At 45.7% G+C, this 26,652-nt stretch carries 23 protein-coding genes and 1 tRNA gene; 8 read left to right on the top strand and 16 right to left on the bottom strand.

What is annotated here, in order from left to right; genetic code table 11:
* Positions 1 to 95: 95 nt before the first annotated feature.
* From NIES208_RS01205 to NIES208_RS01200, 3 genes are all read left to right on the top strand, one after another.
* Positions 96 to 1,499: an aspartate ammonia-lyase gene (locus NIES208_RS01205; RefSeq protein WP_075888871.1), complete on the top strand. Its 1,404-nt coding sequence runs from the start codon at positions 96 to 98 to the stop codon at positions 1,497 to 1,499.
* 6 nt (positions 1,500 to 1,505) lie between these two features.
* On the top strand, positions 1,506 to 1,682 hold the full coding sequence (locus tag NIES208_RS18780; RefSeq protein WP_171971685.1) for a hypothetical protein: 177 nt from the start codon (positions 1,506 to 1,508) through the stop codon (positions 1,680 to 1,682).
* 127 nt (positions 1,683 to 1,809) lie between these two features.
* Positions 1,810 to 2,523: a biliverdin-producing heme oxygenase gene (locus NIES208_RS01200; protein WP_075888869.1), complete on the top strand. Its 714-nt coding sequence runs from the start codon at positions 1,810 to 1,812 to the stop codon at positions 2,521 to 2,523.
* 292 nt (positions 2,524 to 2,815) lie between these two features.
* On the opposite strand, the gene NIES208_RS01195 is transcribed toward NIES208_RS01200, so the two are convergent.
* Together NIES208_RS01195 and NIES208_RS01190 are read right to left on the bottom strand one after the other, a co-directional pair.
* Entirely contained in the window at positions 2,816 to 4,000 is a 1,185-nt protein-coding gene (locus tag NIES208_RS01195) for an S-layer homology domain-containing protein (RefSeq protein ID WP_225875220.1), read from the bottom strand.
* Positions 4,001 to 4,097: 97 nt separating this feature from the next.
* Positions 4,098 to 6,197: a flotillin family protein gene (locus NIES208_RS01190; RefSeq protein WP_075888867.1), complete on the bottom strand. Its 2,100-nt coding sequence runs from the start codon at positions 6,195 to 6,197 to the stop codon at positions 4,098 to 4,100.
* A 259-nt stretch (positions 6,198 to 6,456) separates the two neighbouring features.
* On the opposite strand from NIES208_RS01190, the gene NIES208_RS01185 reads away from it, so the two are divergent.
* Complete coding sequence (locus NIES208_RS01185) at positions 6,457 to 6,666, top strand: ferredoxin-thioredoxin reductase variable chain (protein ID WP_075888865.1); 210 nt, start codon at positions 6,457 to 6,459, stop codon at positions 6,664 to 6,666.
* A 31-nt stretch (positions 6,667 to 6,697) separates the two neighbouring features.
* Here the strand turns inward: NIES208_RS01185 and NIES208_RS01180 are convergent, their stop codons facing one another.
* The 13 genes from NIES208_RS01180 to purT all read right to left on the bottom strand — a co-directional run bounded on the left by NIES208_RS01180 (position 6,698) and on the right by purT (position 21,459).
* Complete coding sequence (locus NIES208_RS01180; RefSeq protein WP_075888863.1) at positions 6,698 to 6,898, bottom strand: hypothetical protein; 201 nt, start codon at positions 6,896 to 6,898, stop codon at positions 6,698 to 6,700.
* A gap of 76 nt (positions 6,899 to 6,974) precedes the next feature.
* A complete protein-coding gene (kaiC, locus tag NIES208_RS01175) occupies positions 6,975 to 8,525 on the bottom strand; it encodes a circadian clock protein KaiC (protein ID WP_075888861.1) in 1,551 nt (516 codons plus the stop codon).
* 183 nt (positions 8,526 to 8,708) lie between these two features.
* Positions 8,709 to 9,023, bottom strand: a complete 315-nt coding sequence (gene kaiB, locus NIES208_RS01170) for a circadian clock protein KaiB (protein WP_015133073.1) — start codon at positions 9,021 to 9,023, stop codon at positions 8,709 to 8,711.
* 64 nt (positions 9,024 to 9,087) lie between these two features.
* Entirely contained in the window at positions 9,088 to 9,984 is an 897-nt protein-coding gene (locus tag NIES208_RS01165) for a circadian clock protein KaiA (protein WP_411974247.1), read from the bottom strand.
* Positions 9,985 to 10,135: 151 nt separating this feature from the next.
* The gene (locus NIES208_RS01160; protein ID WP_075888857.1) at positions 10,136 to 11,926 is read right to left on the bottom strand and encodes an ArnT family glycosyltransferase; all 1,791 of its coding nucleotides are present in this window, start codon (positions 11,924 to 11,926) and stop codon (positions 10,136 to 10,138) included.
* Positions 11,927 to 11,972: 46 nt separating this feature from the next.
* Positions 11,973 to 14,717: a PEP-utilizing enzyme gene (locus tag NIES208_RS01155; protein ID WP_084176483.1), complete on the bottom strand. Its 2,745-nt coding sequence runs from the start codon at positions 14,715 to 14,717 to the stop codon at positions 11,973 to 11,975.
* Between the two features lie 10 nt (positions 14,718 to 14,727).
* A complete protein-coding gene (locus NIES208_RS01150) occupies positions 14,728 to 15,897 on the bottom strand; it encodes an LL-diaminopimelate aminotransferase (RefSeq protein ID WP_075888853.1) in 1,170 nt (389 codons plus the stop codon).
* Positions 15,898 to 15,909: 12 nt separating this feature from the next.
* Positions 15,910 to 16,269, bottom strand: coding sequence for a thioredoxin family protein (locus tag NIES208_RS01145; protein WP_075888851.1), 360 nt, complete (start codon positions 16,267 to 16,269; stop codon positions 15,910 to 15,912).
* 199 nt (positions 16,270 to 16,468) lie between these two features.
* Positions 16,469 to 17,260 carry a PspA/IM30 family protein gene (locus tag NIES208_RS01140; protein ID WP_075888849.1) on the bottom strand — a complete coding sequence of 264 codons (792 nt, stop codon included), beginning with the start codon at positions 17,258 to 17,260 and terminating at the stop codon, positions 16,469 to 16,471.
* Between the two features lie 154 nt (positions 17,261 to 17,414).
* Positions 17,415 to 18,005 (bottom strand): type III secretion system chaperone family protein, encoded by a 591-nt coding sequence (locus tag NIES208_RS01135; protein WP_075888847.1) that lies wholly within the window; start codon positions 18,003 to 18,005, stop codon positions 17,415 to 17,417.
* 40 nt (positions 18,006 to 18,045) lie between these two features.
* Positions 18,046 to 19,530: a D-alanyl-D-alanine carboxypeptidase/D-alanyl-D-alanine endopeptidase gene (dacB, locus tag NIES208_RS01130; RefSeq protein WP_084176482.1), complete on the bottom strand. Its 1,485-nt coding sequence runs from the start codon at positions 19,528 to 19,530 to the stop codon at positions 18,046 to 18,048.
* Positions 19,527 to 20,297, bottom strand: a complete 771-nt coding sequence (locus tag NIES208_RS01125) for a uracil-DNA glycosylase family protein (protein ID WP_075888843.1) — start codon at positions 20,295 to 20,297, stop codon at positions 19,527 to 19,529. Before NIES208_RS01125 ends, dacB begins: the two co-directional genes overlap by 4 nt.
* Complete coding sequence (gene purT, locus NIES208_RS01120) at positions 20,290 to 21,459, bottom strand: formate-dependent phosphoribosylglycinamide formyltransferase (RefSeq protein ID WP_075888841.1); 1,170 nt, start codon at positions 21,457 to 21,459, stop codon at positions 20,290 to 20,292. Before purT ends, NIES208_RS01125 begins: the two co-directional genes overlap by 8 nt.
* 314 nt (positions 21,460 to 21,773) lie before the next feature.
* Here purT and NIES208_RS19155 point away from each other — a divergent pair, with 314 nt between their 5' ends.
* Entirely contained in the window at positions 21,774 to 22,781 is a 1,008-nt protein-coding gene (locus tag NIES208_RS19155) for a CAP domain-containing protein (protein ID WP_216349322.1), read from the top strand.
* Between the two features lie 158 nt (positions 22,782 to 22,939).
* Here NIES208_RS19155 and NIES208_RS01105 read toward each other — a convergent pair whose 3' ends face one another.
* Positions 22,940 to 24,046, bottom strand: coding sequence for a mechanosensitive ion channel family protein (locus NIES208_RS01105; RefSeq protein ID WP_075888837.1), 1,107 nt, complete (start codon positions 24,044 to 24,046; stop codon positions 22,940 to 22,942).
* Between the two features lie 208 nt (positions 24,047 to 24,254).
* Between NIES208_RS01105 and NIES208_RS01100 the strand changes: the two genes are divergently transcribed.
* The 3 genes from NIES208_RS01100 (at position 24,255) to mutY (ending at position 26,571) form a co-directional block, all read left to right on the top strand.
* A complete protein-coding gene (locus NIES208_RS01100) occupies positions 24,255 to 25,214 on the top strand; it encodes a methyltransferase domain-containing protein (protein WP_075888835.1) in 960 nt (319 codons plus the stop codon).
* A gap of 136 nt (positions 25,215 to 25,350) precedes the next feature.
* Positions 25,351 to 25,423 (top strand) — tRNA-Glu (locus NIES208_RS01095).
* Positions 25,424 to 25,494: 71 nt separating this feature from the next.
* Positions 25,495 to 26,571 carry an A/G-specific adenine glycosylase gene (gene mutY / locus NIES208_RS01090; RefSeq protein ID WP_315861607.1) on the top strand — a complete coding sequence of 359 codons (1,077 nt, stop codon included), beginning with the start codon at positions 25,495 to 25,497 and terminating at the stop codon, positions 26,569 to 26,571.
* Positions 26,572 to 26,652: the final 81 nt, after the last annotated feature.

Genomic DNA, 26,652 nt, shown 5'->3' with positions numbered 1-26,652 from the left:
GACTGGGTAATCAAGGACTAATAACTTTTCTTCAAAATGAGACGTAGGGTCTAGTCGTACACTAGCAAAGGACAATTTTTGAAGGATGTTTTGCGATGACGATGGATTACCGGATTGAAAAGGACTCGATGGGCGATCGCCAAATCCCCAGTAATGCTTATTACGGCATTCAAACGTTACGGGCGACGGAAAATTTTCCGATTAGTGGGATTAAGCCCCTCCATACCTATGTGGATGCCTGCGTGCTGATTAAAAAGGCAACGGCGATCGCCAATGGAGAGCTGGGCTGTATTCCGCCAGAGATTAGTGAAGCCATCGTCAAAGCGGCAGATGAAGTCCTCAGGGGAGCGTTACGGGAGCAATTTGTGGTGGATGTCTACCAAGCGGGTGCTGGCACTTCCCACCACATGAATGTCAACGAGGTGTTGTCGAACCGCGCTTTAGAGATTCTCGGCGGCGACAAGGGTGATTATCAAAAAGTAAGTCCCAATGATCATGTGAACTACGGTCAATCGACTAATGATGTCATTCCGACAGCGATTCGTATTGGCTCTCTCCTCGCCCTTGAACATTGTTTGTATCCGGCGCTTTCTGGGGCGATCGCCGCTCTGGACAATAAAGCAGAAGAATTTGCCAATATCGTTAAATCTGGGCGGACTCACATGCAAGATGCAGTGCCCGTGAGATTGGGGGAAGGTTTTCGCGCATGGGCGGAAATTTTGACGGCTCACATGGGACGCATTGAAACAGCAGCGAAGGATCTCACAGTTCTGGGCTTAGGCGGGAGCGCGTCCGGCACAGGCCTGAATACTCACCCTCAATACCGTTTTCGCGTGGCTGAAATTCTGAGTGAATTGATTGGACAGCCTTTAACTTCCGCGCCTCACCTGATGGCAGCGATGCAAAGCATGTCGCCCTTTGTGAATGTGTCTGGTTCCCTGCGTAACCTTGCCCAAGATCTGGTTAAAATTTCCCACGATTTGCGGTTAATGGATTCGGGGCCAAATACAGGTTTAAAGGAAATTCAGTTGCCGCCAGTGCAACCCGGCTCTTCGATTATGCCCGGCAAATACAATCCGGTAATGGCTGAAATGACTTCCATGGTTTGTTTTCAGGTGATGGGCTACGATACGGCGATCGCCTTTGCCGCCCAAGCAGGACAGCTAGAGCTGAACGTGATGATGCCGCTGATTGCCTACGATTTGATCCACAGCATCGAAATTCTCGGTAATACCATCAAAGCCCTTAGCGAAAAATGTATTGCAGGCATTACGGCGAACGAGCAACGGTGTAACGCCTATGCCGAAGGGAGCCTTGCCCTTGTCACAGCCCTCAATACCCATATCGGTTATCTCAATGCAGCCGATGTTGCCAAAGAATCCCTGCAAACGGGTAAATCCCTCCGTCAGATTGTGCTCGAAAAAGGCCTCATGGATGAAAAAACCTTAGCTCAGGTGCTTGACCTAGAAAAAATGAGTCAGTTGCCGACTAATTCCTAATAAATATTGGCTAAATCTCAACAGGGCGATCGCCGCTATTTTTCCCTAAACAATTTCATTTATAACGTTACAATTGCCCCCTTTAGGAAACATCATTTGTCGGGGCGGCGATCGCCAAAAACCTGTGCAGCAAAAGATTTTGCACCATTGACCAACAATAACTTTTGCAACAATCCAGCGTAAAAAAACTTAATAGCAAAACATCAAAAAAACCGTTACTCTACGAACCAAGCACTTTTAGGCTTGTTTACTTTTTTTAACAAACTTTTACTGTTATTCGTCCAACTAAACAAACAAGGTATTTATTTCTATGGTCGCTAACTTAGCAACAATGTTACGAGAGGGAACCAAAACATCCCACACAATGGCAGAGAACGTTGGCTTCGTAAAATGCTTCCTGAAAGGTGTGGTCGAGAAGAAGTCCTACCGGAAGTTAGTGACGGATCTCTACTTTGTTTACTCGGCGATGGAAGAGGAGATGGAGCGTCTCAAGGATCATCCCATCGTGTCTCAAATTTACTTCCCCGAACTCAACCGCAAAGAAAGTCTTGAAACCGACTTGCGTTTTTATTACGGTGCAAACTGGCAATCCCAAATTAAGATTACGCCCTCTGGTCAGGCTTACGTAGATCGTATTCACCAAGTGGCGAACGAAGCCCCTGAGCTATTGATTAGCCACTCTTACACCCGTTACCTCGGTGATCTTTCTGGTGGTCAAATCCTCAAGAAAATTGCTCAAAATGCCATGAACCTCGATGGCGACGGCACTGCATTTTATGAGTTTGATACTATCGACGACGAGAAAGCATTTAAAGACAAGTACCGTGCGGCAATGAATAGCCTTGATGTCGAGCAAGAAATGGCGGATCGTATTGTTGAGGAAGCGAATGATGCTTTCGGCATGAACATGAAAATGTTCCAAGAGCTAGAAGGTAATCTCGTGAAGGCGATCGGCACGATGCTCTTTAATACTTTGACGCGTCGCCGCGCCAAGGGCAGTACAGAAATGTCTGCGGCAAACTAAGTTTCGTCTAAAACCTCAAATCACTACAAGCCTCGATCTTTGCTGAAGATCGAGGCTTTTTTTGTCTTTGGTTACGACATTGAATCTTTTACAGCCTTTAAAAAAGTTACGGTGTTTGCGAATAAGGATCAATGCCTTTCTGGTGAGAGAGTTTTGTGCAATTTCTCTGTAAGTTGCGTAACTTATCGAAACCCCTTCCGGTCTTCGACCACCTTCCCCAAGGAAGGACAAAGAAACACTCTAGAATTTATTCGAAATTACTATATTTTTACAAGAACTCGATTGAAAAAAATCAAGGTGAAATGTCTGCTGCGGAAATGCCGTCACTTTGAAAGCCGAAATACCACAGGGCGATCGCCGCTTCTGCTTGGGTGACTGGTTTGGTCGGTTGAAATAACGTTGTGTAGCCAAAAATGCGACGGGTATTAGCTTGGTCACCATTTTGGAAATCGACATAGAGAGCCTGAAGAGCACGGGAATCGATTTCGGCGGCATCTTGAAATCCCCATGTTTCCGCAATTTGTTCTAGGGTCGTTGGGGGGAGAGCTTGACGACGATCTAAAGGTACTTTCCAAGTGATCAAAGTTTCGCGGGTTAGGGGAGCATCGGGGCGGAAGGTGCTGGCATTGGTGGCGCTGGTTAATTTTGAAGGAATAATGCCTGCCTCGGCTAGCCCTTGAATGAAACGAAAGTCGGGATCGCTACTGGGCACATCTTGAAATGCGGCACTACTAGTACTATTGGCTGGGCGAATTTGTTGATTGGGGCGATCGCCGTAAATGGCGTTATGGGCTTTAAAAAGCCACCGGGCAAACTGGCGGCGACTAATGATTTCATTACTTTGAAAGTCCCCATTTTTAAACACGTCTAGGGCAACCAGATCTCGCACTTGCTCCGGTGTCTTTTTAGAGGAATTTGTCGGTATTGATGGGGCAGGGTTTTCCTCAGTTGTCGCAGGATTTTCGTTGCCCTCTAACGGTTCCACCGCATCTAGTTGCGGCTGTACATCAAGGATTTGATAGCTCAATACAAAGGTCGTACCGACAACAGCCTGTTCAGACTCTTCGGCTGCGGGGGCGGAGTCGGTGGGGATGGCAATACTCAGCTCAATATTATTTTTCGTCGCCACAAGCTGTTGGTAATTTAGCTCCGCTGGCTCTGTCGCCACAATATTCCAATTTTCTGCGGCCAAGGTATCACGGTAAAAAGTCTCTAGTTGCTCAACATTGTCGGCGATCACCCAAACGGTTTCATTATCTTGAGACTGAATTAACGTCGCATTGGGGTAAAGGGGAATTTCTGCCGGAAAATCTTCAGGTAAATCAGCATTAGAGTTGCCCTCACCCAACACCGTCGGTTGCTGGGATAACTGGGGATCCGGCGCGAGACTATCTTCTAGGGAACCGGATTGATTGCAACCCCACAGGGCGGCGATCGCCACCAAACACACACTCCATTTTCGCCAAGAATACAGCACACTAAATGCCCCAAAGCTAATCGTCTGCCATAGTAACCTATTGAGTTTTACGTTGGACTGCTCAGCCTCCCCTTAGGGCAGAGCCCACCCACCTCACCTAAGCTCCTTCACTTTCCCCATCATCAGGCGGTGTCATTAAACGACTGGGCGTAAACGCCGTCGAAGGATTGGTCTCCGAAGCAGCAGTCGTCCTCACATCTTGATCCCGTTGAAAAGAATCAATTAAAGACTCAATATCGTCAAGGATTTGCGATGAACCCGTATCCGCCGAATTATCGTTGAGGAACATCTTGACTTGACCAAGCAATTCCCCTAATTTTCCTTCATTGAGAAACGTATTAATGAGGGAAATGCCGCTAGTCGACAAAAGTAGCTTATTAATATCTTCCATACCCGATCCCCCATTGCCATTCATGCCACCACCGGGAAACGCAAAAATTTTCGCATCCCCCAAAACCCCCGGTTGGGGCGCTAGCGACAGCATAATATCCGGCAGTTGCTCTGCAATCATCGGCAGCAAAATTTTAATTAGTTCAGCAGTACGGTTGGCATTGCTAAGGGCATTTTCTGCTTCAATCAAGGCTTGCTTACCTTGGGCATCAGCTAGGGCTTTATAGCGGTTTGCTTCGGCTAAGGTGCGAATTGATTCTGCCTCTAGCTCTGCCGCTTGACGGGCAATTTCTGCTTGGCGGCGACGACGGAAAACGTCAATTTCTACCACGTTTTGGTCGGCAATCCGTTTTTGATTGGCATCTTTCTCTGCGTCAATAATGGCAAGGCGTTGTTCCCGTTCTGCCTGTTCAACCGCTTGGGCTGTGGCAACAGCTTCTTCCGCTTGGGTACGCTCGGCTTCGGCGGCGAAACGTTCTTTTTCTTTATTCGCAATGGCGATCGCCGCCTCCTCTTTAGCGATTTGCGATTCTTGCTGAGCTTCCGCAACGGCCACCTGAGCCTTTAGCTGGGAAGCATCAATTGTTTTTTGGCGATTAATCTCCGCAATTTCCGCCTGTTGCTGTTGTTGAGTGCGAGCAACTTTGAGCGCTTTATTTTGCTCCTCTAGTTCAATGTCAGCGGCAATTTGACTTTGCTGAATCGCCAGTTTCTTTTGAATTTTTTCCTCTTCAACGGCCTTTTCTTGCAGGATTTTATTGCGCTCAATCTTTGCTAACTCTTGATCCTGTGATGCTTGGATCTCTTGAGCCTGTTGCGCCTTGAGAAATTCAATGGCTTTCGCTTGGTCGAGTTTTGCCTCTTCTTTGGACTTCGCGAGTTTCAAGGATTTTTGTTCGGCAGAAAGTTCTTGCTCTTCGATTTCCACTTTCGTATTCAGCTCCAATTCCCGCTTTTCTTTTTGGATACTAAGTTCGACTTCGAGCTTTTGTTTAATGGATTTTTGGATGGTTTCCGTGCGCAATCGCACCCCTTGGGCATCAAAGAAATTATTTTCGTCGTAGGTATCGCTCTCTTCGATTTCTGAGATGGCAATATTGTTGAGGGTTAAACCAACTTTTTTGAGATCCTGCTGAATCAGGTTCAATACTTCATCGGCAAAACCCAATTTATCGGAGTCAATTTCGGCAATACTTTTACGCTTTGCTGCCGCGCGAATCGCATCATCAGCCCGTTTTTCTAGGGCATCTTTGATATCATCTTCGGAAATTCTGCCTTGCTTCGATAGTCTGGCAGCCGAGACTAGGACATCTTCCTCTTTGGCATTAATGCACACATAAAATGTCACGCGCATATTGGCACGGAGATAGTCCTGTGTCCGCACTGCTAGATTGCCGGTACGCTCAACGTCGATGGAGATTTCTCGCAACGGTACGCGTGTCAGCTCGTGGAAGCCGGGCAGCACGATACAACCGCCATTTAAAATCACTGTTTTCTTTTTACGAATCACGCCACCAGTGCGCACAAAAGCTTCGTTATTTGGCGTAATCACATAGACGCGGGTGTAGGACCAAACCGCGATCAAGAAAAGGACAATCAAGCTGACAACAATGCCCGGAAAGATGACCGCACCGCCGAGGGGAAGTTGCGCCACTGTTGTAGAGCTAGGAACTTCAGTCAGACTTGTGGCGATCGCCGTTTCACTCGTTTCAGAATGCTGTCGAAAGAAGTCACTCTCTTGAATGTTCTGTAGCTCAGAGTCGGTTAGCTCAGGCAAGGCTTGGAGAAACGTTAGCCAAAACTTCATGCTAAATATCCTTGGTATGCGGTCATAGTCTTATTTTGCATTCATCTACCCTCAGGCTATTCAACCTCTAAACAATCTTTATTTACGTCTCATATTCTTTACAAAAGAGAGCGGCGATCGCCCAGATAGAGCGAGCAAAATGAGAAATCAGTGGATGGTTACACGAGAGTCCCCACAGCTATGTACAATGGTCTGGTTATTCGCTGGATATAAAAGCGTCTAAATTTTCTAGAATTTCGAGAGAGGACAAGTCAGTTTTATGAACGTTGGCGATCGCATCCGTGTCACGACATCGGTCATTGTTTACAACTATCCCCAGCATCGCAAACAGGCTTTTGATCTAAAAGGTCTAGAAGGGGAAATCGAAGGGATCATCGGTCGCCCTATCACCGCAACTTTGCCTATAAAAGTGCGATTTGAGAAAAAATACATAGCACATTTAAAAGAAGAAGAGATTGAAGTGATTTAACGGGCTTTCCATACTTGTCTGTGGTCTTAATTTATCTAATTTCATCATTCTCGATGGTGAACACCGAAATATAGTGCGGTATTTCTATATTTTGGCGACTAAAAATTTGGACTTGTTTGGATGAGATTCCTAGGGCAAACTTTAGGGTGGCGATCGCCGCTTTAGCGATAGTTAAAACTAGCCATGGCTTCAATCCTTTCATGACTTCAGTTAAACCGACAAAAGAAGCCACTGACAATAAAACTAACAATAAAAAAGAAGGCGATCGCCCTCTTTCTCAAAACGTTCAAACTCGTGGACGCTCTACATTAGTCATCCATCGCTTTATCCTGAACACCACGCATAATACGAGTCAGCTCACTCTTTTCATCCACAGAAATCCTAGTGGGAGAACCACTAATAATCCGCTCATAATTCCGGAAAGAATCCTTAATTAGCGCACCACCCTCACTAATCGAATATTCACGAATACCCTTATCGTGCCAAGAACCACGCATCTTAAAAACATTAAGCGCCCGGGACATCTCACCCCGAATCTCCACATATTGCAGCATCAAAATCGTGTCCGTAATCGTCGAAATATGAGACTCCGTAATCGAGTGAGCCCCCATAAACTGATCCGTCGTATTCGTAAAGAAACCGGTAATTTCCTCCTGCTTAGCATAACCCGTTACCCCAATCACAAACTGGCGGAAAGCATTATTAGTTACACCCCTCGCCAAAGCAGAAAGCGAATCGATCGCAATCCGAGAAGGCTTAAACTCCGAGATTTCCGATTTGATCATCTGCAAATGATCCTCTAAGCCCGCCGACTCCGGATAAGAACAGAGCAATTTCAATAGACCTTTCTGCTCCATTTCCTCAAAATCAATGCCCCACGACGAAGCATTTCGAGAAAGCTGTGCGCGCGATTCCTCATAGGCAAAAAGAATAGCTCTTTCCCCTTTACGACAACCCTCTTCAAGGAACTTACTCACGAGCAAAGTTTTACCAGTACCCGTCGCACCAGTGGCAAGAATAATCGAATCCTTAAAGAAGCCACCACCACACATTTGATCCAAGGTTTCAACACCAGAGGAAATACGCGCATTAGAAGAACGCTGGGTTAAACGCATTGCGCCGAGGGGGAAGATGTTGATCCCATCGTTGGTGATGGTAAAAGGATACTCTCCTTTCATATGGGTTGTACCCCGGAGCTTCAAAATTTCAATCGTTCGCCGCCGCCGTTCACCCTCTAAAACATTCCGTAAAATGATGACATTATCTGAAACAAATTCTTCAACGCCAAAACGCGCCACAGGACCATATTCATCGAGCCTCTCCGTCGTCATAATCGAAGTTACCGATAAATATTTCAGGCGCGCCACTAACCGAAAAATTTCCCGCCGCACGACCGGAGCCGCATCATATTGTTGAAATACTGCCGTCACCGAGTCGATGGAGACGAGCTTAGCGTCATATTTGCGAATCGCATATTGAATCCGTTCAATTAATGCTGACAGGTCAAAGTTACCAACGACTTCTTGACCATCAGGGTCAGGAGAAGCATCAAGGATAAATAACTTTCCTTCGTCCACGAGGCTCTGGAGATCCCACCCGAAACTGTGGGCATTTTGAATAATGTCGCGAGGAGATTCTTCAAAGGTGACAAATAGACCCGGATAATCGAAGTGCTTGATGCCGTGATAGAGAAACTGGATGGCGAGGAGGGTTTTTCCGGTACCGGAGGTGCCGCTAACTAGGGTTGTTCTCCCAGAAGGCAAACCGCCATGACTAATCTCATCAAGACCCTCAATGAGGGTACGAATTTTTTGTACGCCTTTAATGGCTCCATTATTAGCAGAGATTGGCTGATTCATTGCTTAACGTCTGGGTGTTGTAAAAGATGAAATCTAAAGGGAGTTTAAAAAGAGAAAAAAGAATTTTAAAAAAGTTGATTTTTTGCTTGAAGTGATTAAATTTAAAACATTTATCTCGCTAAGCCGTCATCTCTTGAAAGACTTCGACATGTCAAATGTTTTGATAGGCGATCGCCGAAACCGTCATAAATCATTTTCACGCTCCAAAAACTCCTCATATAAAAGGTCTAAACCAATAAGAACTTTTTCACGATCCGATAGATCACCAATGATTTTTCGGACAGGCGGTGGCAAGACTTTCGAGAGGGTCGGCGTAGCAAGTATTTTGTCTTCCTCTGCCAATTGAGGATTTTGTAAGACATCAATTACTTTTAATGCGTACACACCTTTAAAATCTATTTCCAAAATATTTTTGAGCGTTTTGAGAGCACGGACTGAATTCGGAGTGTTACCAGCCACGTATAGCTTTAAAACATAAGTTTTTTTAAGGGGATTCATAGGGAAGCATGCGGAGAATAGGTAAGGGAAAGTGGAGTGAATTTAAATAAGCCCATCATTTATCCTAATCCATCCTGAATAGGAGTTCAAAAGGTAAATCCTCCTTTGGGATTGAGCGGCGGTACATTTCACACAGATGCGCCACAATATCAATTAAGGTTAGACGATAATCTAAAAGTATGTCTTCACTGCGTCCTTCTAATTTCAACTGTTGGGCAAATTCGTCCATGAGAGACATATGGGTTTCGAGAATGTATGACACCGAAACATCTGCAAAGAAAGCTTGATTAACGAATTGGTCAATAGCCTGATTAGTCGGTGGATTACCATTAAAATAATCAAGGACAATTTCCCGATAATCGGCTCTAAACTGTTGCCTGAATTCATGTTTGTCTTCAGGGGAAAGATTCCGGTAAAAATATTGGGGATTACGTTTGTAATAGACACCTAAATACCCAAGTCTTTCCTTTAGTTTATCGGCGAGGCGGCGCTGCTGTAATAGTAAAAAAGCTTGGCGTTCATCGAGGCCATCTACTTTCTTGGAAATTTCTTGTTTCTCAATCAGTGTGCAGCTTGGTGCTAGATATAAAAATTGGGTAATTGCCTGATCAATAACCAAACCAAGAGTATCAATCTTTTCGATTTCAAGCTCTTTTTCCGCAGAATGGTAGGAGAATGTTTTGACGCGAGCTTCAGTTTCTTTGTTGTTTTTTTCTGGGATTAAAATAACATTTGGTAAAACAATGCCTGCTTCAGATAGGGGTTGAAAATACTCGCCTATTTCAGCGGTATACATGGTAATTAGACAGTCAATATTTTCTTTTTTTTCTGCCAAAATTTTGTAGGATTCTTGATTGCATTGAAAATGTTGCATACTATAGCGATCTGCTTCTAATAGTGAAGCAAGCCTTTTCTTCAAGCTACTATTTAAGCCAAGGGTAAAGAGGAGAAGTTTAGACAAAAGTGTACAGGAGTAAAGGTCGGCAATAGTAATGAAGTTTTTATTTTAAAGGGGGAAGATTACCACCATTATAAAAATAATGTTAATTTTCGTGGTCACTTATTTTTGCTGTGCTTGATTTCCTAATGGGAGTGGTCATTTAGGGACTGTACTACTGGAATTTATCGTAGCTGAGGTATAGGAGTTTGTAGGGGATATTTTCTTGGATTATGTCGTTATTTTGTAGGTCAAAGGGTAATTTTTTGAGGTATTTATCGCGGGCAATAAGGAATATTTTTGTTTCTTGGTCTTGGGGATAATTATTGTCAATAAAAGTGATGGCCTCTTCTGTTTCTTCAAAGAAATCGACGTGGACTCCTGCGTAGAATACTAAACTCGGTTTTTCAAACCCAATCATAACGACTTTTTCGTCTGAATGCCTCATTTCAGTAATGGTTGCGGCGATCGCCCGGAGACCGATCTGGCGGTTTTGGTCGAGGAGTGTACCCATGGGTAACAGCACTAGTGCTACAAATAGCACCATGGCACAAATGTTGCTCAGTAAAAGTCCGAGGCGGGATCGAAATAAGCTAATGCCTGCCGTCAGCATGGCGATCGCCCAAATGCTTGCTCCGAGGATCGGCAATACTGAGTTTCTGAAGCTACTGTCAAGGTTTGGTGCGGCGGGATCGAAACCAATGACTTGGGGACTATAGATTAAAAAACCAGCAAGAAATCCAAGGAATGCGACGTTAACAGCGCCGCTCCACCAGAAAAAATGGCTTTTTTGTTGCGGTTCTAGAATCATTTGGCTCCAGAGTAAGGCCACTAAAATTGAACCAGCGGGTAAAAGTGGAATGGTGTAGCTCGGTAGTTTGGTAACGGCAATGGTAAAAAAGCCGAAAACTGTGGCAAACCACGCGGTGGCAAAAATTCCGAGATGCGCAGAGCGGGGCTGATCTCGCCATTCGCTTATTTTGTGGAGCTTCAAACGGGCGATCGCCGCAGGTAGGTACAGAGACCAGGGAATAAAGCCGATCAAAACAACGGGTATATAAAAATAAACGGGCGCAGCATGGCCATTAACCACCCCGGTAAATCTTTCGTAGTTGTGATAGCCAAAAAATGTATCGAGATAAGCTTGACCGTTGCGGAGGATCACTAGGACATACCAAGGTAAAGTGATCCCGGCGAAAACCAGCGCCCCAATCCAGGGTTTTGCCTCTAGAAAGACTGACCAAAAACGACCAAGATAAATCAAAAAAACCATAATCGTTAGCCCGGGCAAAACCAATCCCACAGGCCCCTTGGCAAGCACCGCCAAACCGAGGGAGGCGTAAGCGGCAAGGTACCAAGGATTTGGGAGCCAACGGTTTAAAGGACGACCACCGCTCCCGTAGCCCCAAAAAAAACAGACTAAACTGCTACCAATACAAGCGTTTAGGAGCATATCCGAAACACCTGTTCTTGCCCAGACAATGGTTTGGAGGTTGAGGGCAATTAAGGCGCTACCGAGTAGGGCGGCTAACCATAATTTTTGTTGGGTTTTTGGCTGGTCTGGTTGTTCTGTGGCGGCGGCTGTGGAAAAGCCATATGTACGCAACACCATAAAGATCATCACCATCAGGGCGATCGCCGCGAGGGCAGAGGGTAATCTTGCGCCCCAGGCATTTGTCCCGACAACTTTATAGGCGATCGCCATTAGCCAGTAAACCAAAGGCGGTTTATCAAAGCGGGTGACATCGTTGTAATAGGGTGTAATCCAATCTCCCGTAACTAACATTTGCCGCGCTGCCTCTGCAAACATTGGCTCGGTTTCATCGACCAAACCGACACTCCCCAACCGCCATAGGAAAGCAAGGCCACCCAAGAAGCTCAGGGCGATCGCCGTCAAAATATGAATCGTCAGGGGAGATTTTTCGTAGGTGTGAAACCAACGCTGGAAGATCTGGGATCGTTGCATAGAGGAAAAAACAAAAGTTGATGAGATTGTACCCCGCTAGCGGAAGCTAGCCGTTATTGATAAAGAGACAATCATCGGGTAAAAGTTCCACCTGACCCGTACGACTATTTAAGCGCAGCCACTGTCCCGTCTGAATCACCGCTAGGGCATTGGGCACATTAATAATCATGGGTAGTCGTAACTCCCTCGCCAATCTCGCCCCCTGGGAAAAAAGTCCCCCTTGGGTGGTGATCACGCCTTTCAGTTGGGGTAGGAAAGGAAAGAGGGTTTCATGGAGGTAGGGCACAATCAAAATATCATTTTTGCCAATGGAGGGGGGATGCTGTAAATATCGACAACATTTCGCCTGGGCAACAACGGCGGCCGCACTAGCAACCTGTCCTTGCAATGGATCTTTTGTATCTAGACAGCGATCGGCGATCGCCTCACGGATTTGAGGTTGCCCATAAATTTTTAGGGGAGGCGGCGCAGTGTCTTGACGCTCAGCATTAAAGACAGCGCGGCGGTGTTGGATGAGTAAAGACAATTTTTGTGGGTCGGTTGCAATATTTAGTTCTTCCACTTCGGCGAGGCGTAACCAGAAAATATCCGTTGCACAGTCTAATTTGCCAACTTGAACCCAATGGTCGGCGATCGCCAGCAATGACCACCGCAACTGAGCTAAACAAGTCCACATTAAATCCTGCACAGTCCCTAAACGTTGTTCTGTCCGCAGCAAATAGCCCTGTCGCCAGCCACTTTCATGTGCCCCAGTTGTGTCCTGGGACAATCGCTCCTTGCCATAGAGCAGCTCCGTTATCCACTGACGAATTGTGCCCGGATCTTCCCACCAGCGTTTTTGAGCCAGTTCCCATGGATAATTTCCCTGATGACCGTAATCTGCCAGCCACCGGTCAATTTGTTGAAAAATATTTTCGCCATCGGGCTGATCGGCGAGGGTGGCAAAAAGTTCTGCTCGGGTTGCGATCCCTTCTGTGGGCAGTAAATTTTGGATATCCCGCGCAATCCGCATTAATGCCTGTAACTCTTGAGATATTTCCCGCGTCGCGACGTTAACTTTGAGCAGCGATCGCCTTGTCCGGAGAATAATTTGTCCCTTGAGATAATGGGTTAATACATTACCCAGTAATCGGTGCAGTTGCTCGACATTTTGCCCTAGTTCAGCCAGAGTTAAAGGCTGCTCTTTAATGTCATTGGTCAATGTAATCGTTTTGAGGATTGGTGTTATTTGCCGCTGAATGTCTTGGGTGAGTTCTTTTTGCCAGCCCATATCCCATCGCAGATAACGAAAAAACAGTGCCGGACGGGTCAAAATACTACGAAAGCGCGCCTTGGTAATTTGGGGTAAGGCAGCCCAGCTCAGGTCAATGGTCTCAAGAAAATGGTTGCTTCGGGTATGGCTGCAGTAGCTATAGCCGCGATAGTGGGTAATAAATTCCGGTGGTGAAGCGGACAGGCTCAGTTGCGTTGGCTCTGGCTTGGGTTGCGGCGTAAAAACATTCATAATATTGGCGATCGCCTGTTCGCCAGTTTGTTTAAAGAGAGAAGCGCTTAAGGGCTGGAGCGGCAGAGGCATCAGAGTTTGCAAATATTCCCGCGTCCACACTTGCCCAAAACAATCAATCGAACGTACCCACAAAATCCACAGTTTTTTCCCGTCAAAACACCACTCCATCGACTGGGGTGTGCCAAATTCTATTTCTAGACGACGACTCAGTTGAGCCGCTTCCCGAATGATGGCAATGGGCGGAATACGCTCCGGTAATACTTTTCCCTGTAACTTGGGTTTTTCTAAACCAAAATATTGCTGGGGGGTGCGATCGCCGACAATGAGCGGCGTAATAAGATCGGGCAACACTTCCGTCAGCGGTGCTTGGGTATCTTGATAGCCGAGGGGCGCACGACTATAGGTGATCCCCGACCACACAGCTTGGGGTTGAGCTTGAATGAGAATACTTTGCTGGCCTAAATCTTCCCGGGAAAAAGTGTTTAAAATTGCTGACTCTAAAGCTTGGGAATCGGCTAATTGTTCAATGGGAATTTGAAAACGTTTGCTGGGTTTTTCGCTCGACAGCCGCACCATAAACGGGCGATCGCCATCGGGTTGTAGAAATTGCAGTAGCGCGAGTAAATCATCGCCAGCTCCCAAAAGCCAACCGGACAATACAGGAAAACCCTGTTGTTTAAGGTGACTCAGCTTTGCTGCCCCTTGGCCTGCCTGTCGTGGATTTAGAGGTTGATCAAGGCTCGAAAATTTGGCCTCTGGTTTAAATAACCTCCACACATCACGGTTGTCCGGCGCTTTGCTGCTAATCCAAGCTAATGTGCCACTCAGGGCGATCGCCGCCACGATATATCCCGACTGATTTCCGTAACGGATTACCAACGCCAAGGTGATCAGGGTCAAAATTTCCCACACCCCCCAGCGAATTTGCCGGAACATCGTGAGACCCACAAAGCCGATAAAGCCCACCAATAAAGTAATTTGCCAATCATGGAGGAGGAGTCCCCCCAACACTGCAATCATGGCCGCTTCCTGTTTTCGCCAATAGCGTCCCATCACAAGCGCGAGTAATCCTAAAAGTTCCCACGGTGAAGTACTGGGAAAAAATTGACGCGTTAACAAAACAATGCCTGCGCCAAGGACAAGTTCGAGGGCGAATTTTAAGCCTGTATCCGCACGAGAAAGTCGGCGATCGCCAACCTGTTGCGGCAAGACAATGAAAGCACCCAAAAAAGGAGCTGCGACTAAAACAATCAAACAACCCCAAACCTGTGTCATTGTCATCATGTTTGTTTAATTACAACGCTAAAAAACTATCGATTTTGTCTACTACATCCCGTAAAATCACCGGTTCCCGCACCAAGGCAAATCGCACATAGCCTTCACCCATTGTGCCAAAGCCTGATCCCGGCGATAAAGCCACGCCCGTCTGAGCAACTAACTCAGTACAAAACTCTAAACTTGTTTTTTGCCAGCTCGTTGGTAATTTCGCCCAAACATACAACGTTGCGTCTGGTTTGGGCACATCCCAACCCGATGCGTTTAGTGCTTCCACAAGGGCATCACGGCGAGCTTGGTACACCGCAACATTTTTCGAGATCGTATCTTGGTCATGCTCCAATGCGGCGATCGCCCCACTGAGCGTTCCGGCATATTGATTAAAATCCACCACAGCCTTTAATCGCCGTAACGCACCAATAACCTCAGCATTACCAATGGCAAAAGCAACACGAAAACCACCCATATTAAAGGACTTGGAAAACGTAAAAAGTTCGATGGTACAAGCTTTTTCAGGATCAGCTTGGAGGGCAGAGGGCGGCGGCGTTTCCCCAAAAAACATATCGTTATAGGGAAAATCATGGACGAGAATTAATTCGTGCTCTTGGCAAAAAGCCACTGCTTTTCTAAAAAAATCTAGCGTCGCCACCCCTGTTGTGGGGTTATGGGGATAGCTAAGAATCATGAACCGCGTGGGAGGCAAAATGTCGCGAGGAATAGCCTCAAAGTCGGGCAAATACTGATTTTCGGCTGTCAATGGAAAATAATGGGCTTTACCACCCGCGAGGGCAACCCCACCCGCGTAGGAGGGATAACCGGGATCTGGCAATAAAGCGACATCGCCGGGATCCATTAGTACAAGGGGCAAATGGGCAGTCCCTTCTTGGGAACCAATTAGGGGTAAAACTTCAGTATCTGCATCCACCGCCACCCCATAACGCTCGGTATACCAGTGGGCGATCGCCTCCCGAAAATCTTGGGTATTACGGTGCAGCACATAGCCGTGGGTGCTGGGATCATCAAGAGCCGCATGGATCGTTTTAATAGCCACGGGAGAAGCTGGGAGATCCGAAGAACCCAAAGATAGATCAATTAATGAGTGTCCATCAGCAACAGCAGCAGCCTTCGCCTTATCCATATCTGCAAAGACATTAGCGGAAAGCTGCCCTAGTCGCTGGGAAAAGTACATAAAAAAGACGCGTTAAAGTTGTGCTTCGACGAAAGATTGTAGCCCTTGCTTGGTGATCGCCCCTTCATGGCTAGCAACCACTTCTTTGGCCTTAAAAAAGCGCAGTGCAGGTACACCTTCAACTTGACATTTCGCCACCGCATCAGGGTTGGGGTCAATCTCTAGTTTGACAACCTTGAGGCGATCGCCATACTCTTGCGCGGCCCAGTTAATAGAGGGGGACACCAAACGACAGGGACCACACCAGCTTGCCCAAAAATAGACCAATAAATCCTGATCATAATTGAGAACCTCTTGTTCAAACTGAGAATCAGTGATTTCTAAAACGCTGCCACTCACGAGCGGTGAACTCCTTTGCTTTACGATAAACATGAACGGTTTTATACGTTAACAGTTTTCGGCGATCGCTGACACAGACGCTTTATGAACAGCAATACATGGCACTATTGCGCAATTTAATCATGCATTAATTTTAATCACGCATCAAAAACAAAAAAGAGGGGAAATAGCCTTTAAATCCCCCCATGACGTTATCCCAAAGTCGCACCGATCAAGTCAATGACGATGTGAATTAGATATTTTTCATTTGAGACTTAAGGGCTTCAAGCTCCGCATCCACCGCCGCAAAATCCTCATCAGAGGTGGCAGAATCCGTCGGTGTATCGCTAATATCTTCAGTTTCTGTGCCAGTTAGAGCGGGTGTGTTTTGCTGGGCAGCCGCCTTCAGCATCGCCAACTCATCATCCACAGAGCTAGAGGCTTCGAGCGCCGCAAACTGTTGCTCTAGATTGGAGCTACCGATCACATTAATGGATTCAGACTGGGCTTCTAGCTCCATAATCTTGTCTTCCATCCGCTCAAATGCACCCATCGCACTGCTCGTGTCGATATTGTTCATGGTGTTTTGGAGCTGGGCATTGGCCTTCGCCGCATTAGCACGCGCCTTGAGCATATCTTTCTTGGTTTTTGCCTCTTGGATTTTGCTCTCTAGGGCAATTAAGTTTTCCTTGAGGGTGTTGACCTGCTGGTTTTGCTGATCCAGTTGTGCCTTGAGGGTTGCTGCTGTATCCGCAAAACTCTTTTTACGGACTAAAGCTTCCCTTGCTAAACCTTCATCACCTTTCCCGATCGCCAGTTCAGCACGTTTTTGCCAATTGCTCGCTTCGATCTGGTTTTTGTTGTATTGCTGTTCGGTCTTTTTCTGTGCGGCGATCGCCCGGGCAACGGACTGGCGCAACTGCACCAAATTTTCGCCCATATCCTGAACGGCTTGTTCGAGAACCTTCTCAGGGTCTTCCGCCTTACTGACCATATCATTGAGGTTCGCTTTGACAACGCGACCAAGACGATCTAATAATCCCATGATGCTTTATCTCTAAACTGATTTAGTGCAACTTTTAATATGACTGAGCCACGGGAGTGATTCAGCTTACTCTTAACATTTTAATCATTCCATTTACTTTTCCACGGCCGATTAAGATAAATCCCCAATTTTTTGCAAATTTCTTCGCAACTCTTTAGCTTTCGGGATCTTGATTTTTGTCTTCATTCCAGAGCCGTTCGAGCTGATATTGCCACGCAATGAGAGCCTGTTGCTGTTGGCGTGGATCTTGGTCTAAGCCCCCCATAATCCCCTCTTCATAAAACCGGGTAATCGTTTGCATGGTCATTGCCATCGTTTGGCCTTGGGCTTTAGCGGCGGCAACAATTTCTCGGACTTTTTCTTCGGCTAATTGATTAAAAAATGGGCTGAGGTTTTGTCGATGCAAACCTTGTAATTCCTCTAATGCTTCGTGGAGCTGTTGCGGTTCAAGGATCCCGATGGGGTATTTAAATGCACCCCATAGTAAATTTTGGTTCACGGCGTAGCGGGTCAGTTTCGTTTCACTAAAGTTATGTTCCAGAAGTTTTTCGTAATAGGGTTCTGCTTCATTTTGAGGGGCAATGGGAACGAAGGCGCGTAGATATTTACCGTCCTTTGAGGTGCTCACCAGCAAGTGAAATCGCTTTTCCGGTTCATGAACTTTCCATGTTTTACGGTCGGGCTGATCAATTTGCGCCTCAGGAAAAAAATCGCTGAGTACTTGGGTCACGGTATCGGGAGTCATGTTTTCCTCGGTTACTTCTGATGTTTGATCTTAACGGGATTTATAGGGTGGGAGCAGTGGGGATCGTCCCTAAGCAGTTTTCGCCCCAGTGATGAATTTTTTGAATGATATCGTCTATGCCTTGGCGGGTAATACTGGCGGGTTGGGGGGATTGGTTGGCGAGGATACTTAGTGCCAAGGTGCGATCGCCGTCTAGTTCGAGATAACCGGAAAGGGTCACAACGTTGGTCATTGTGCCTGTCTTACCGTAAAAGTTTCCGGCCATGGGGGTGTCCACAAAGCGACGGCTTAAGGTGCCTGTTTCTGCGGCGATCGCCAAGGAATTTTGATACACCTCTGCATCGGGATGGTCTGCCATGGCGGCGAGCAGCTCCACAAGGCTACGGGGTGAGGCGAGATTATGACGCGATAAACCGGAGCCGTCTTTAATGACAAAACTATTTTCTGTGACACCTAGTTTAATTAACGTTTCAGTTATTACCTGTGCGCCTGTTTTTTCTGGGTCTAATGTCCCTAAAAAATGGCGTAAACTTTCTGCTTCGAGATTACTGCTATCGCGGTTTGCGGCTCCTAAAATCCCTGACAAAGATGGTGAAGTGATTGTTGTCACAGTGAAGGCTTGATCATATTCCGTAAACTCTGAATTTGTGACTAATGAGCGATTAACTTGAATCCCTTGTTTTGCGAATTCATAGAGTAATTGGTTCATCACATTTTGGGTCGGATTAGGAATTGAAAGTCGCCAAATATCGGCATCAGCATCGGCTGGAATTTGACCTTTAATTACTAATTCATTCGTACCAAAGGTTTGCGTGACAGATCCTTGGTAGTTTGTGCCGGCTTCTGAGGTGATGAGTTGATTATTAATTTGCCACTGGCTGAGGGCGATCGCCTCATGGTTTTCATCGTTAAGGGTCTGAAGCTGTGCTGGTTGTCCGACAGCGCTTGGTGTTAAGGAAAGCGCAACCGTATTTTTATCTAGCATTAAACTATTCACTGGCGGTGCATAGTAAAAGGCTAAATCTGACCATTCCCATGTCGGATGAATATCGGGTTCTGGGAATAAACTATCGTCAACGATCACCTGCTCAATGGCGGAAATTTCCCGGCTTTTCAGGAGAGCAACAATATCCTGAAGCTCCGTGGTATCTGCGGTGGGATCACCTCCTCCACGAATAATCAATTTTTCTAGATTTGAGCCATAGCCAATCGCATAAACCTTTGTCGCAAATTGATAGTCTGTGTCAATTTTTTCTAGGGCTGCGGCTGTGGTAAAGAGCTTTGCATTTGAAGCGGGCACAAATAAAGTATTTGCATTTTTTCCGTAAACTAAAGTGTCTTGGGTTAGGTCTTGAATAGCGATCCCCCACTGGGCTTGATTGTATTTTTCACTATTTAAAATATTAGAAATCTGCGCTTCTAGATTGCAAGTATTCTCTACTTGAGCGTAGGCAATAGGAGAAAACACCAGAGAACTGAGTGGCATTAAACCGGCGGCGATCGCCATAGTTTGTTTAAACATCATCTAGCCTCCAGATTATCTTTTAAAAATTGGCGCCAATAGATCAGTTTATTTTCAAAGCTTTGCTTTCCAACTAATGCTTTCCAAGCGGAATTAGGCATTGGACTTGGATGAGGAATATTCAAATGTAGATATGGTAATTTAAGGTAGTCGATAGATTGCTGAGCTGGGCGACCCCAAGTGATGACAGCATCAGGCTTCTGTAATGTAATTTCCTGTTTCAGAATTGATACAAAACGATCACGATCTACCTTATTTAAGTTTTTGCCTTTGAATGGAGAAGCTGGATCGCAAACCCAAAGTTTCCAAATATCTGTCAAATAGACTCGATAACCAAGATTCATAATGTCTTGAATCATGACCCAATAATGACTCGGTTTTTGCTTGCCTTTTCGTGAGTCTTTGTGATGCAAACCATAGGGCGTACCAATCACTAAGTCAGTGAAGCGATAGTTCATTTTAGGATCTTGACCAATAAGGACAACTGTCGGTTTGTCAGTATTGCTATCGTCCCACTCCCAGATACTCGGTAAGTCAACAGAGACAACAGGAGAAGATTGATAAACTTCTTGAAAATCTTTATTCAGTGACTGAAAAAAACTTCGACCGGCAAAAGGCTTAGGGTAATCTGGCTTTTCTAAATCCCGTGATAGTGCTTGATAAAATCCGGTTAATTCTGTGGAAGATGTGTTGAAAATTGAACAAAGTAATTCACAAAGAGCATAAAATTCCTGTGATCGAAACTTAGAAAAGTAGTAATTCTTAGTCATAAGTGATTTTGACCTTTTGAGCCGCGTTAAAGGCTTTTTTACGGGCTTCATCGGTATCTTTCCCCTTCGCCAAAGCAACACCCATGCGACGGTAGGGACGAGAATCCGGCTTACCGAATAAACGCAAATCTGTTTGGGGTTCAGCTAAGGCTTCTGCGACACCAGCAAAAGAAATTGTTTCGCTGTTTTGGTCGGCTAAAATCACCGCACTAGCGGCAGCTCCTAACTGTTCAATGGTAGGGATTGGTAATCCTAAGATTGCGCGTACATGTAATTCGAATTCGTTGAGATTTTGGGAGATCATCGTCACCATACCTGTGTCGTGGGGACGGGGCGATAGCTCAGAAAAAATCACTTCGTCTTTGGTGATAAAAAATTCCACCCCAAAAATCCCAGCACCACCGAGAGCATTCGTCACCTTGCAGGCAATGTCTTGAGCATCTTTCACTTGGGCATCCGTTAACCCCACTGGTTGCCAAGATTCTTGATAATCTCCCCGTTCTTGTCGGTGGGCGATCGCCGGACAAAAGAGGGTTTCCCCTGCCCATTGCTTGACGGTCATCAGGGTAATCTCAACTTCAAAATCAATAAACTCTTCGATGATGATTTTGGCGGTATCTCCCCGCGCCCCTTCAATGGCATAATTCCAAGCCTTCTCTAGCTCGAAGGCCGTTTGTACAATGGATTGCCCCTTGCCAGAAGAAGACATGACGGGCTTAATTACGTTGGGAAACCCAATTTCTTGGGCGACAGCGGTCAACTCTTCAAGGCTGGTGGCATAGGCATATTTCGCCGTGCGTAATCCTAATTCATTGTGGGCTAAATCCCGAATGCGATCGCGGTTCATTGTGAAATTCGTCGCGGCGGCAGTGGGAATAACGGTATAGCCCTGCTGTTCAAATTCCAGTAGCTTTTCCGTGCGAATGGCCTCCACTTCCGGCACGATAAAATCCGGCTCATATTTTTTTACGACGGCTTCTAGGGCTTCACCGTCCAACATCGAAATCACTTCACGATAATCCGCCACTTGCATGGCAGGAGCATTGTCATAGCGATCCACTGCAATCACGGTATTACCAAGGCGTTGGGCTGCAATCACCACTTCTTTCCCCAATTCGCCTGAACCTAACATCATGATTTTCTTCGGTAATGCGATCGCCATAACTTTAGCCTTCTCTTTCAATAGTTTTTTTGCCACCAATCATCATATCGAGGCGGACTACCCAAACCAACGCTTCGTAATCTTCCCAAATATTATCAAGGCAAAATCCCTGTGGTCACAGGGTAAAGTAGTCCTCTTTTTTTACTGGGAAAAGCAAATTCAATGGACTCACAAAACTCAGAATATTCACCTTCTTTACGAAAAAATCACGATATTTAGTTAAATTTGGTCATAATCACGGATGTTAAAGCAGATAGGGCGACGAAATAATCTATTTACTTTGCCCTTGTCGTATTTACCAGTCTGTTTTGTCCATGTGGTTAAAAAGTTCTCTCGTTTCTCTCGCTTCTCTCGTTGTCACGCCCCTACTCTTACCACTGGGTTCCGTCTCAGCGTCGCCAGCAGTCCAGCCCCCATCTCCTGTTGCTTCAACCATGGAAGCGATAACAGTCGAAAATTTTACTGTCGGCGATCGCGTCGAAGTTCAGCGCAATAACCAGTGGCGCTCTGGGGAAATCCTGTCGGTGCAATTCTTAGAGCAAAAAACAATCTACAGCGTTCGTTACTTAGATATTGGTTTCACTGAAAATAATGTCAGGGGCGATCGCCTAAGAAAGAAAACCACAAGTCGCCCCCAAGCTCGTCGTATTTTTCAAGTGGGTCTACCGGTCATCGTTGCGGAAGGCGAAACCTACCGTGAAGGGGTCATTACAGGCTATCAATTAGGAGGCTACGGCGGCGATCGCTACGAAATTAGCTACAACGACGATTCCCACACCACGAACGTTAAACGTCACCAACTACTCACCCTCGCCGAAGCCCAAGCCCTAGGTTTTGAGACAGACAATTACGATCTATCCACCCCCGAGGCGATCGCCGAAATGCTCGATATCCATAACGAATGGCGCGCGAAAGTCGGAGTGGCTCCCCTAACCTGGTCAGACGAGTTGGTAGAACACTCAAAAATTTGGGCAGAACACCTCTTAGCAGAACGCGACATGTATCACCGACCAGTTTCCCAAAATCCCCACGGTGAAAACCTAGCAAAAGCAACCAAACGCCATATGACCCCCAGCTTTGTCGTAAATCTCTGGGGTTCAGAAGTGAAAGATTATGACTACGAAAGCAATCAATGCATGGGCTTAATGTGCGGCCACTATACCCAAATGGTCTGGCACGAAACAACTCAACTAGGTTGTGCCATGGCGCGGGAAGATGACTTTGAAATTTGGGTTTGTAGCTATGATCCGCCCGGAAATTACGCAGGAGAACGCCCATACCCAATGGTTGAAACGACAGCCCTAGAAACAGCATCCGAGTAAAACAAAACTAGCAAATCGAGTTTATAAATATCAATAAAATAGGCAACCCAATATGACTTTAAATAGCATGGGTTGCCCTTATTTTTTTAATGAGAAATCAGTAATTAGAAATTAGCAATTAGAATTTTGATGGCTAAATCCTGAGTAACTTAAAACTTCTAACTATCTTGATTATTGGTTGTTTGAGTTGCGACCTGAATCGGTTCCTCTTTCGATGTATCCGACTTGAGATAAGTAACATTTGTCGGATAGGCAAATTCGATATCGCGCTTGGCAAAGGCCTCAAAAATTGCCAAATTGATTTTCTGTTGCACATCCATATATAGACTAAAGTCACCACCATTCACAAAATAGACAATCTCAAAATTTAAACTAAAATCACCATAGCTAGCAAAGTGAGCACGGTCAAAAATAGCATTTTCTTGGGATGCAATAATATCTTGAATAATGGCAGGAATAACCTCTAGCTTTTCTTTAGACGTTTCGTAGAGAACACCCAAACTAAACTGAATCCGACGTCGTTCCATCTGTCGAAAGTTACGCACTCTTGAATCGGTTAAATCAGTATTGGCAATGACAATTTCTTCGCCGCTAATGCTTTTGAGACGAGTTGTTTTAATGCCAATGTGTTCTACTGTGCCGAGAAAATCATCGACGATAATAAAATCACCAATGATAAAAGGGCGATCAATCACTAGGGAGAAGTAGCTAAATAGATCGCCTAAAACACCTTGGGCAGCAAAGGCAACGGCAATACCACCAATACCTAAACTGGCAATGACGGCAGAGATATCGAAGCCGAGGTTGTCGAGGAGAAATACTGCACCAATTGTCCAAAGAATCGTACGGATAATGGGCATTAAAGCACTAAAACTTTGCTCTAATTCAAGATCACCTTTTTTAAGAAAGTAAGAGCGTACACTGTATTCGATGAGACGCGAAATGAATTGAATGGCAACAACTGTTGCTGCTATCACCACAAGGGAGCTTACAGTCTCGTCTAGGATAGGATGTAGTGCTAGGTTGCCGATCGCCAGTGAAATATTACCGATATAAAGTAGTCGCACTAGAGCTTTACTAAAAATATTCAGTAGCCGCGGATCGACTTCAAAAAATGATCTTTTTGCCCACTGTCTCACCGAGCAGAGCACTAAACTTTTGACACCGTTAATCACGATTACACCGCCAAGGAGAAAGGCGATCGCCATGGCATAATCCATTACGGTGTTACCAAGAATTGTTTTAGATAAAAACTCTGCTGTCATAAATATCTTTAATATCTTTTACTTTAATTTTTTTGTTTATTCCAATGGGTTCATCCTAATCTTTGTAAACGCAGAAAAAATCTGGAGTTGTGGGGAAAAAATGCTCTCTCAAAAGACACATTTAGGAGCATGGCAGATCACAATTTCATACACCAATCAGCTAGGATAGCCTGAGCATCAAGCGTTAAATCCCTTCACAAATCTTGCTATGAATTTTGCATCTCTAATCTTGATCTTGGTCGGCTTTGGTTTAATTGTGAGTTTAGTACTGTACTTCTTGTCAGCACGCCGCTATCAATCCTCTGAAACGGTCGCCAACTCCTACGACGAATGGACAGAAGATGGCATCCTCGAATTTTATTGGGGCGAACATATTCACCTTGGTTATTACGGCAACCCTCCTCGCGACATGGACTTTCTCACCGCAAAAATTGATTTTGTCCATGAAATGGTGCGCTGGGGCGGACTGGCAACCCTTCCGGCTGGCACGACGGTGCTGGATGTCGGTTGTGGGATAGGCGGCAGTAGTCGGATTTTGGCGCAGGATTATGACTTTGATGTCACGGGTGTCACCATTAGTCCCAAACAGGTGGAACGCGCTACAGAGCTAACTCCCATGGGTGTAACGGCCAAATTTCAAGTCGATGATGCGATGAATTTATCTTTTCCCGATGCCAGTTTTGATGTGGTGTGGTCCATTGAGGCGGGCCCCCACATGCCGGATAAGGCGGTATTTGCCAAGGAATTATTGCGGGTACTAAAGCCCGGTGGCAAATTAGTTGTTGCGGATTGGAACCAACGGGATGATCGCCGTATTCCTTTGAACTGGTGGGAAAAGCCTGTTATGACTCAACTCTTAGACCAGTGGGCGCATCCTAAGTTTTCGAGTATTGAAGGGTTTTCAGAACTGTTAGAAGCGACGGGTTTTGTGCAGGGTGCAGTGGAAACGGCGGATTGGACGCGTGAAACATTGCCTTCTTGGTTCCAAACGATTTGGGTTGGTATCGAACGGCCTAGGGGCTGGCTCCAGTACGGTTGGTCAGGTTTTGTGAAATCCATCCGAGAAGTGCCCACAATTTTATTAATGCGTTTGGCCTTTGGGGAAGGTCTTTGTCGTTTTGGTATGTTTCGGGCTGTACGGGCAGAAGCCTCGACCCAAGACTCCTAATGGGCGCAGGGCGATCGCCGACTGACTCAAAACACTCTTTCAAAAAAAGATAGATTAGAGTATTGACATTGCATTTTTTATCGGTTAGATTGTTTAACTGTGAGTCGCAAGCGAAATGCTCGTACTCAGTCCACAAGCCCCCATCGTCTAGTGGCCTAGGACACCTCCCTTTCACGGAGGCGACAGGGATTCGAATTCCCTTGGGGGTACTAAAAAAAGAAGAGCTTCAGTTAGATCTGGGGCTCTTTTTTGGTTTAAAGATTTTTGTATTTTCAGGACATTGACCATCGCCATTGTGTTTACCGATCAGGCTTTACAAAATATGCGGCGATCGCTCCTAAACTGGTACCAGCGAGAAGGTCGCAGTTTACCATGGCGTAACGAACCAGACATTTATCGCGTCTGGATTTCGGAGATCATGCTCCAGCAAACCCAAGTAAAAACAGTCATTCCCTACTACGAACGCTGGCTAAAAAAATTTCCAACGGTGCAAGCTTTAGCAAAAGCAGATCAGCAGTCAGTACTTAAGCTTTGGGAAGGGCTGGGATACTACGCACGGGCAAGAAATCTCCACCACGCAGCGAAGCAAGTCGTCTCAGAATTTAACGGCGAGTTTCCAGAAGATTTAGAGAATATCCTCAAGCTCAAGGGAATTGGCCGCACCACAGCAGGAGGAATACTCAGTTCTGCCCGGAATTTGCCGTTATCAATTTTGGATGGCAACGTTAAGCGGGTTTTAGCGAGAATTATGGCATTAGAGAAACCGCCAGCAAAAGCCTTGAGGGAATTGTGGGAAGTTTCTGATCAAATTTTAGATCCAGAGAATCCCAGAGATTTCAATCAAGCGTTTATGGATCTGGGGGCGACCCTCTGTACGCAAAAGAATCCGAGCTGTGGCGTTTGTCCGTGGCAAGGTCAATGCAAAGCATTTCAACTGAGGACTCCCACAGATTTTCCCCGCAAGGCTCCCAAAAAGAAAGTGCCCACCAAGAAACTAGTGGCGGCGATCGCCTTTAATGGCCAAAACGAAGTATTTATCCAGCAACGTCCCGTAACAGGCCTACTCGGTGGCCTATGGGAATTTCCCAATACCGAAGGAAATATCGCATCTCTCACAGAAAACCTATTTCCCCAAGCAATATATAAACATTCCCTAGAAACCGTTTTTCATGCCTACACTCACTTCAAGATTGAACTAAAACCCCATATTTATTTTGTCAGCCACCATCAAGGCGATCGCTGGGTAAAAATGACTAATCTACATCAATATCCCTTTTCCAAAGCCCATTTAAAAATTATTAAACAACTATCTAATCATCAACAATTAAGTTTACCCCTAGAGAAAAACCATCCATAAGATCTATCCAGAGAATTTTAAAATAAAAAAATAAAAAAATAAAAAAATAAAAAAGGCAAAGAGCATCACCCCTTACCTCCT

It is taken from the genome of [Limnothrix rosea] IAM M-220 (genome assembly GCF_001904615.1).
Lineage (GTDB): Bacteria > Cyanobacteriota > Cyanobacteriia > Cyanobacteriales > MRBY01 > MRBY01.
The sequence above is the reverse complement of the archived record's forward strand: the minus strand, read 5'-3'. Positions and strand labels throughout refer to the sequence as shown.

Excerpts from the sequence above, each read along its gene's own strand:
- NIES208_RS01205 (WP_075888871.1), top strand. The coding sequence starts at position 96 with ATGACGATGGATTACCGGATTGAAAAGGACTCGATGGGCGATCGCCAA.
- NIES208_RS01200 (WP_075888869.1), top strand. The coding sequence starts at position 1,810 with ATGGTCGCTAACTTAGCAACAATGTTACGAGAGGGAACCAAAACATCC.
- NIES208_RS01190 (WP_075888867.1), bottom strand. The coding sequence starts at position 6,197 with ATGAAGTTTTGGCTAACGTTTCTCCAAGCCTTGCCTGAGCTAACCGAC.
- NIES208_RS01185 (WP_075888865.1), top strand. The coding sequence starts at position 6,457 with ATGAACGTTGGCGATCGCATCCGTGTCACGACATCGGTCATTGTTTAC.
- kaiC (WP_075888861.1), bottom strand. The coding sequence starts at position 8,525 with ATGAATCAGCCAATCTCTGCTAATAATGGAGCCATTAAAGGCGTACAA.
- kaiB (WP_015133073.1), bottom strand. The coding sequence starts at position 9,023 with ATGAATCCCCTTAAAAAAACTTATGTTTTAAAGCTATACGTGGCTGGT.
- NIES208_RS01160 (WP_075888857.1), bottom strand. The coding sequence starts at position 11,926 with ATGCAACGATCCCAGATCTTCCAGCGTTGGTTTCACACCTACGAAAAA.
- NIES208_RS01155 (WP_084176483.1), bottom strand. The coding sequence starts at position 14,717 with ATGATGACAATGACACAGGTTTGGGGTTGTTTGATTGTTTTAGTCGCA.
- NIES208_RS01150 (WP_075888853.1), bottom strand. The coding sequence starts at position 15,897 with ATGTACTTTTCCCAGCGACTAGGGCAGCTTTCCGCTAATGTCTTTGCA.
- NIES208_RS01145 (WP_075888851.1), bottom strand. The coding sequence starts at position 16,269 with ATGTTTATCGTAAAGCAAAGGAGTTCACCGCTCGTGAGTGGCAGCGTT.
- NIES208_RS01140 (WP_075888849.1), bottom strand. The coding sequence starts at position 17,260 with ATGGGATTATTAGATCGTCTTGGTCGCGTTGTCAAAGCGAACCTCAAT.
- NIES208_RS01135 (WP_075888847.1), bottom strand. The coding sequence starts at position 18,005 with ATGACTCCCGATACCGTGACCCAAGTACTCAGCGATTTTTTTCCTGAG.
- dacB (WP_084176482.1), bottom strand. The coding sequence starts at position 19,530 with ATGATGTTTAAACAAACTATGGCGATCGCCGCCGGTTTAATGCCACTC.
- NIES208_RS01125 (WP_075888843.1), bottom strand. The coding sequence starts at position 20,297 with ATGACTAAGAATTACTACTTTTCTAAGTTTCGATCACAGGAATTTTAT.
- purT (WP_075888841.1), bottom strand. The coding sequence starts at position 21,459 with ATGGCGATCGCATTACCGAAGAAAATCATGATGTTAGGTTCAGGCGAA.
- NIES208_RS19155 (WP_216349322.1), top strand. The coding sequence starts at position 21,774 with ATGTGGTTAAAAAGTTCTCTCGTTTCTCTCGCTTCTCTCGTTGTCACG.
- NIES208_RS01105 (WP_075888837.1), bottom strand. The coding sequence starts at position 24,046 with ATGACAGCAGAGTTTTTATCTAAAACAATTCTTGGTAACACCGTAATG.
- NIES208_RS01100 (WP_075888835.1), top strand. The coding sequence starts at position 24,255 with ATGAATTTTGCATCTCTAATCTTGATCTTGGTCGGCTTTGGTTTAATT.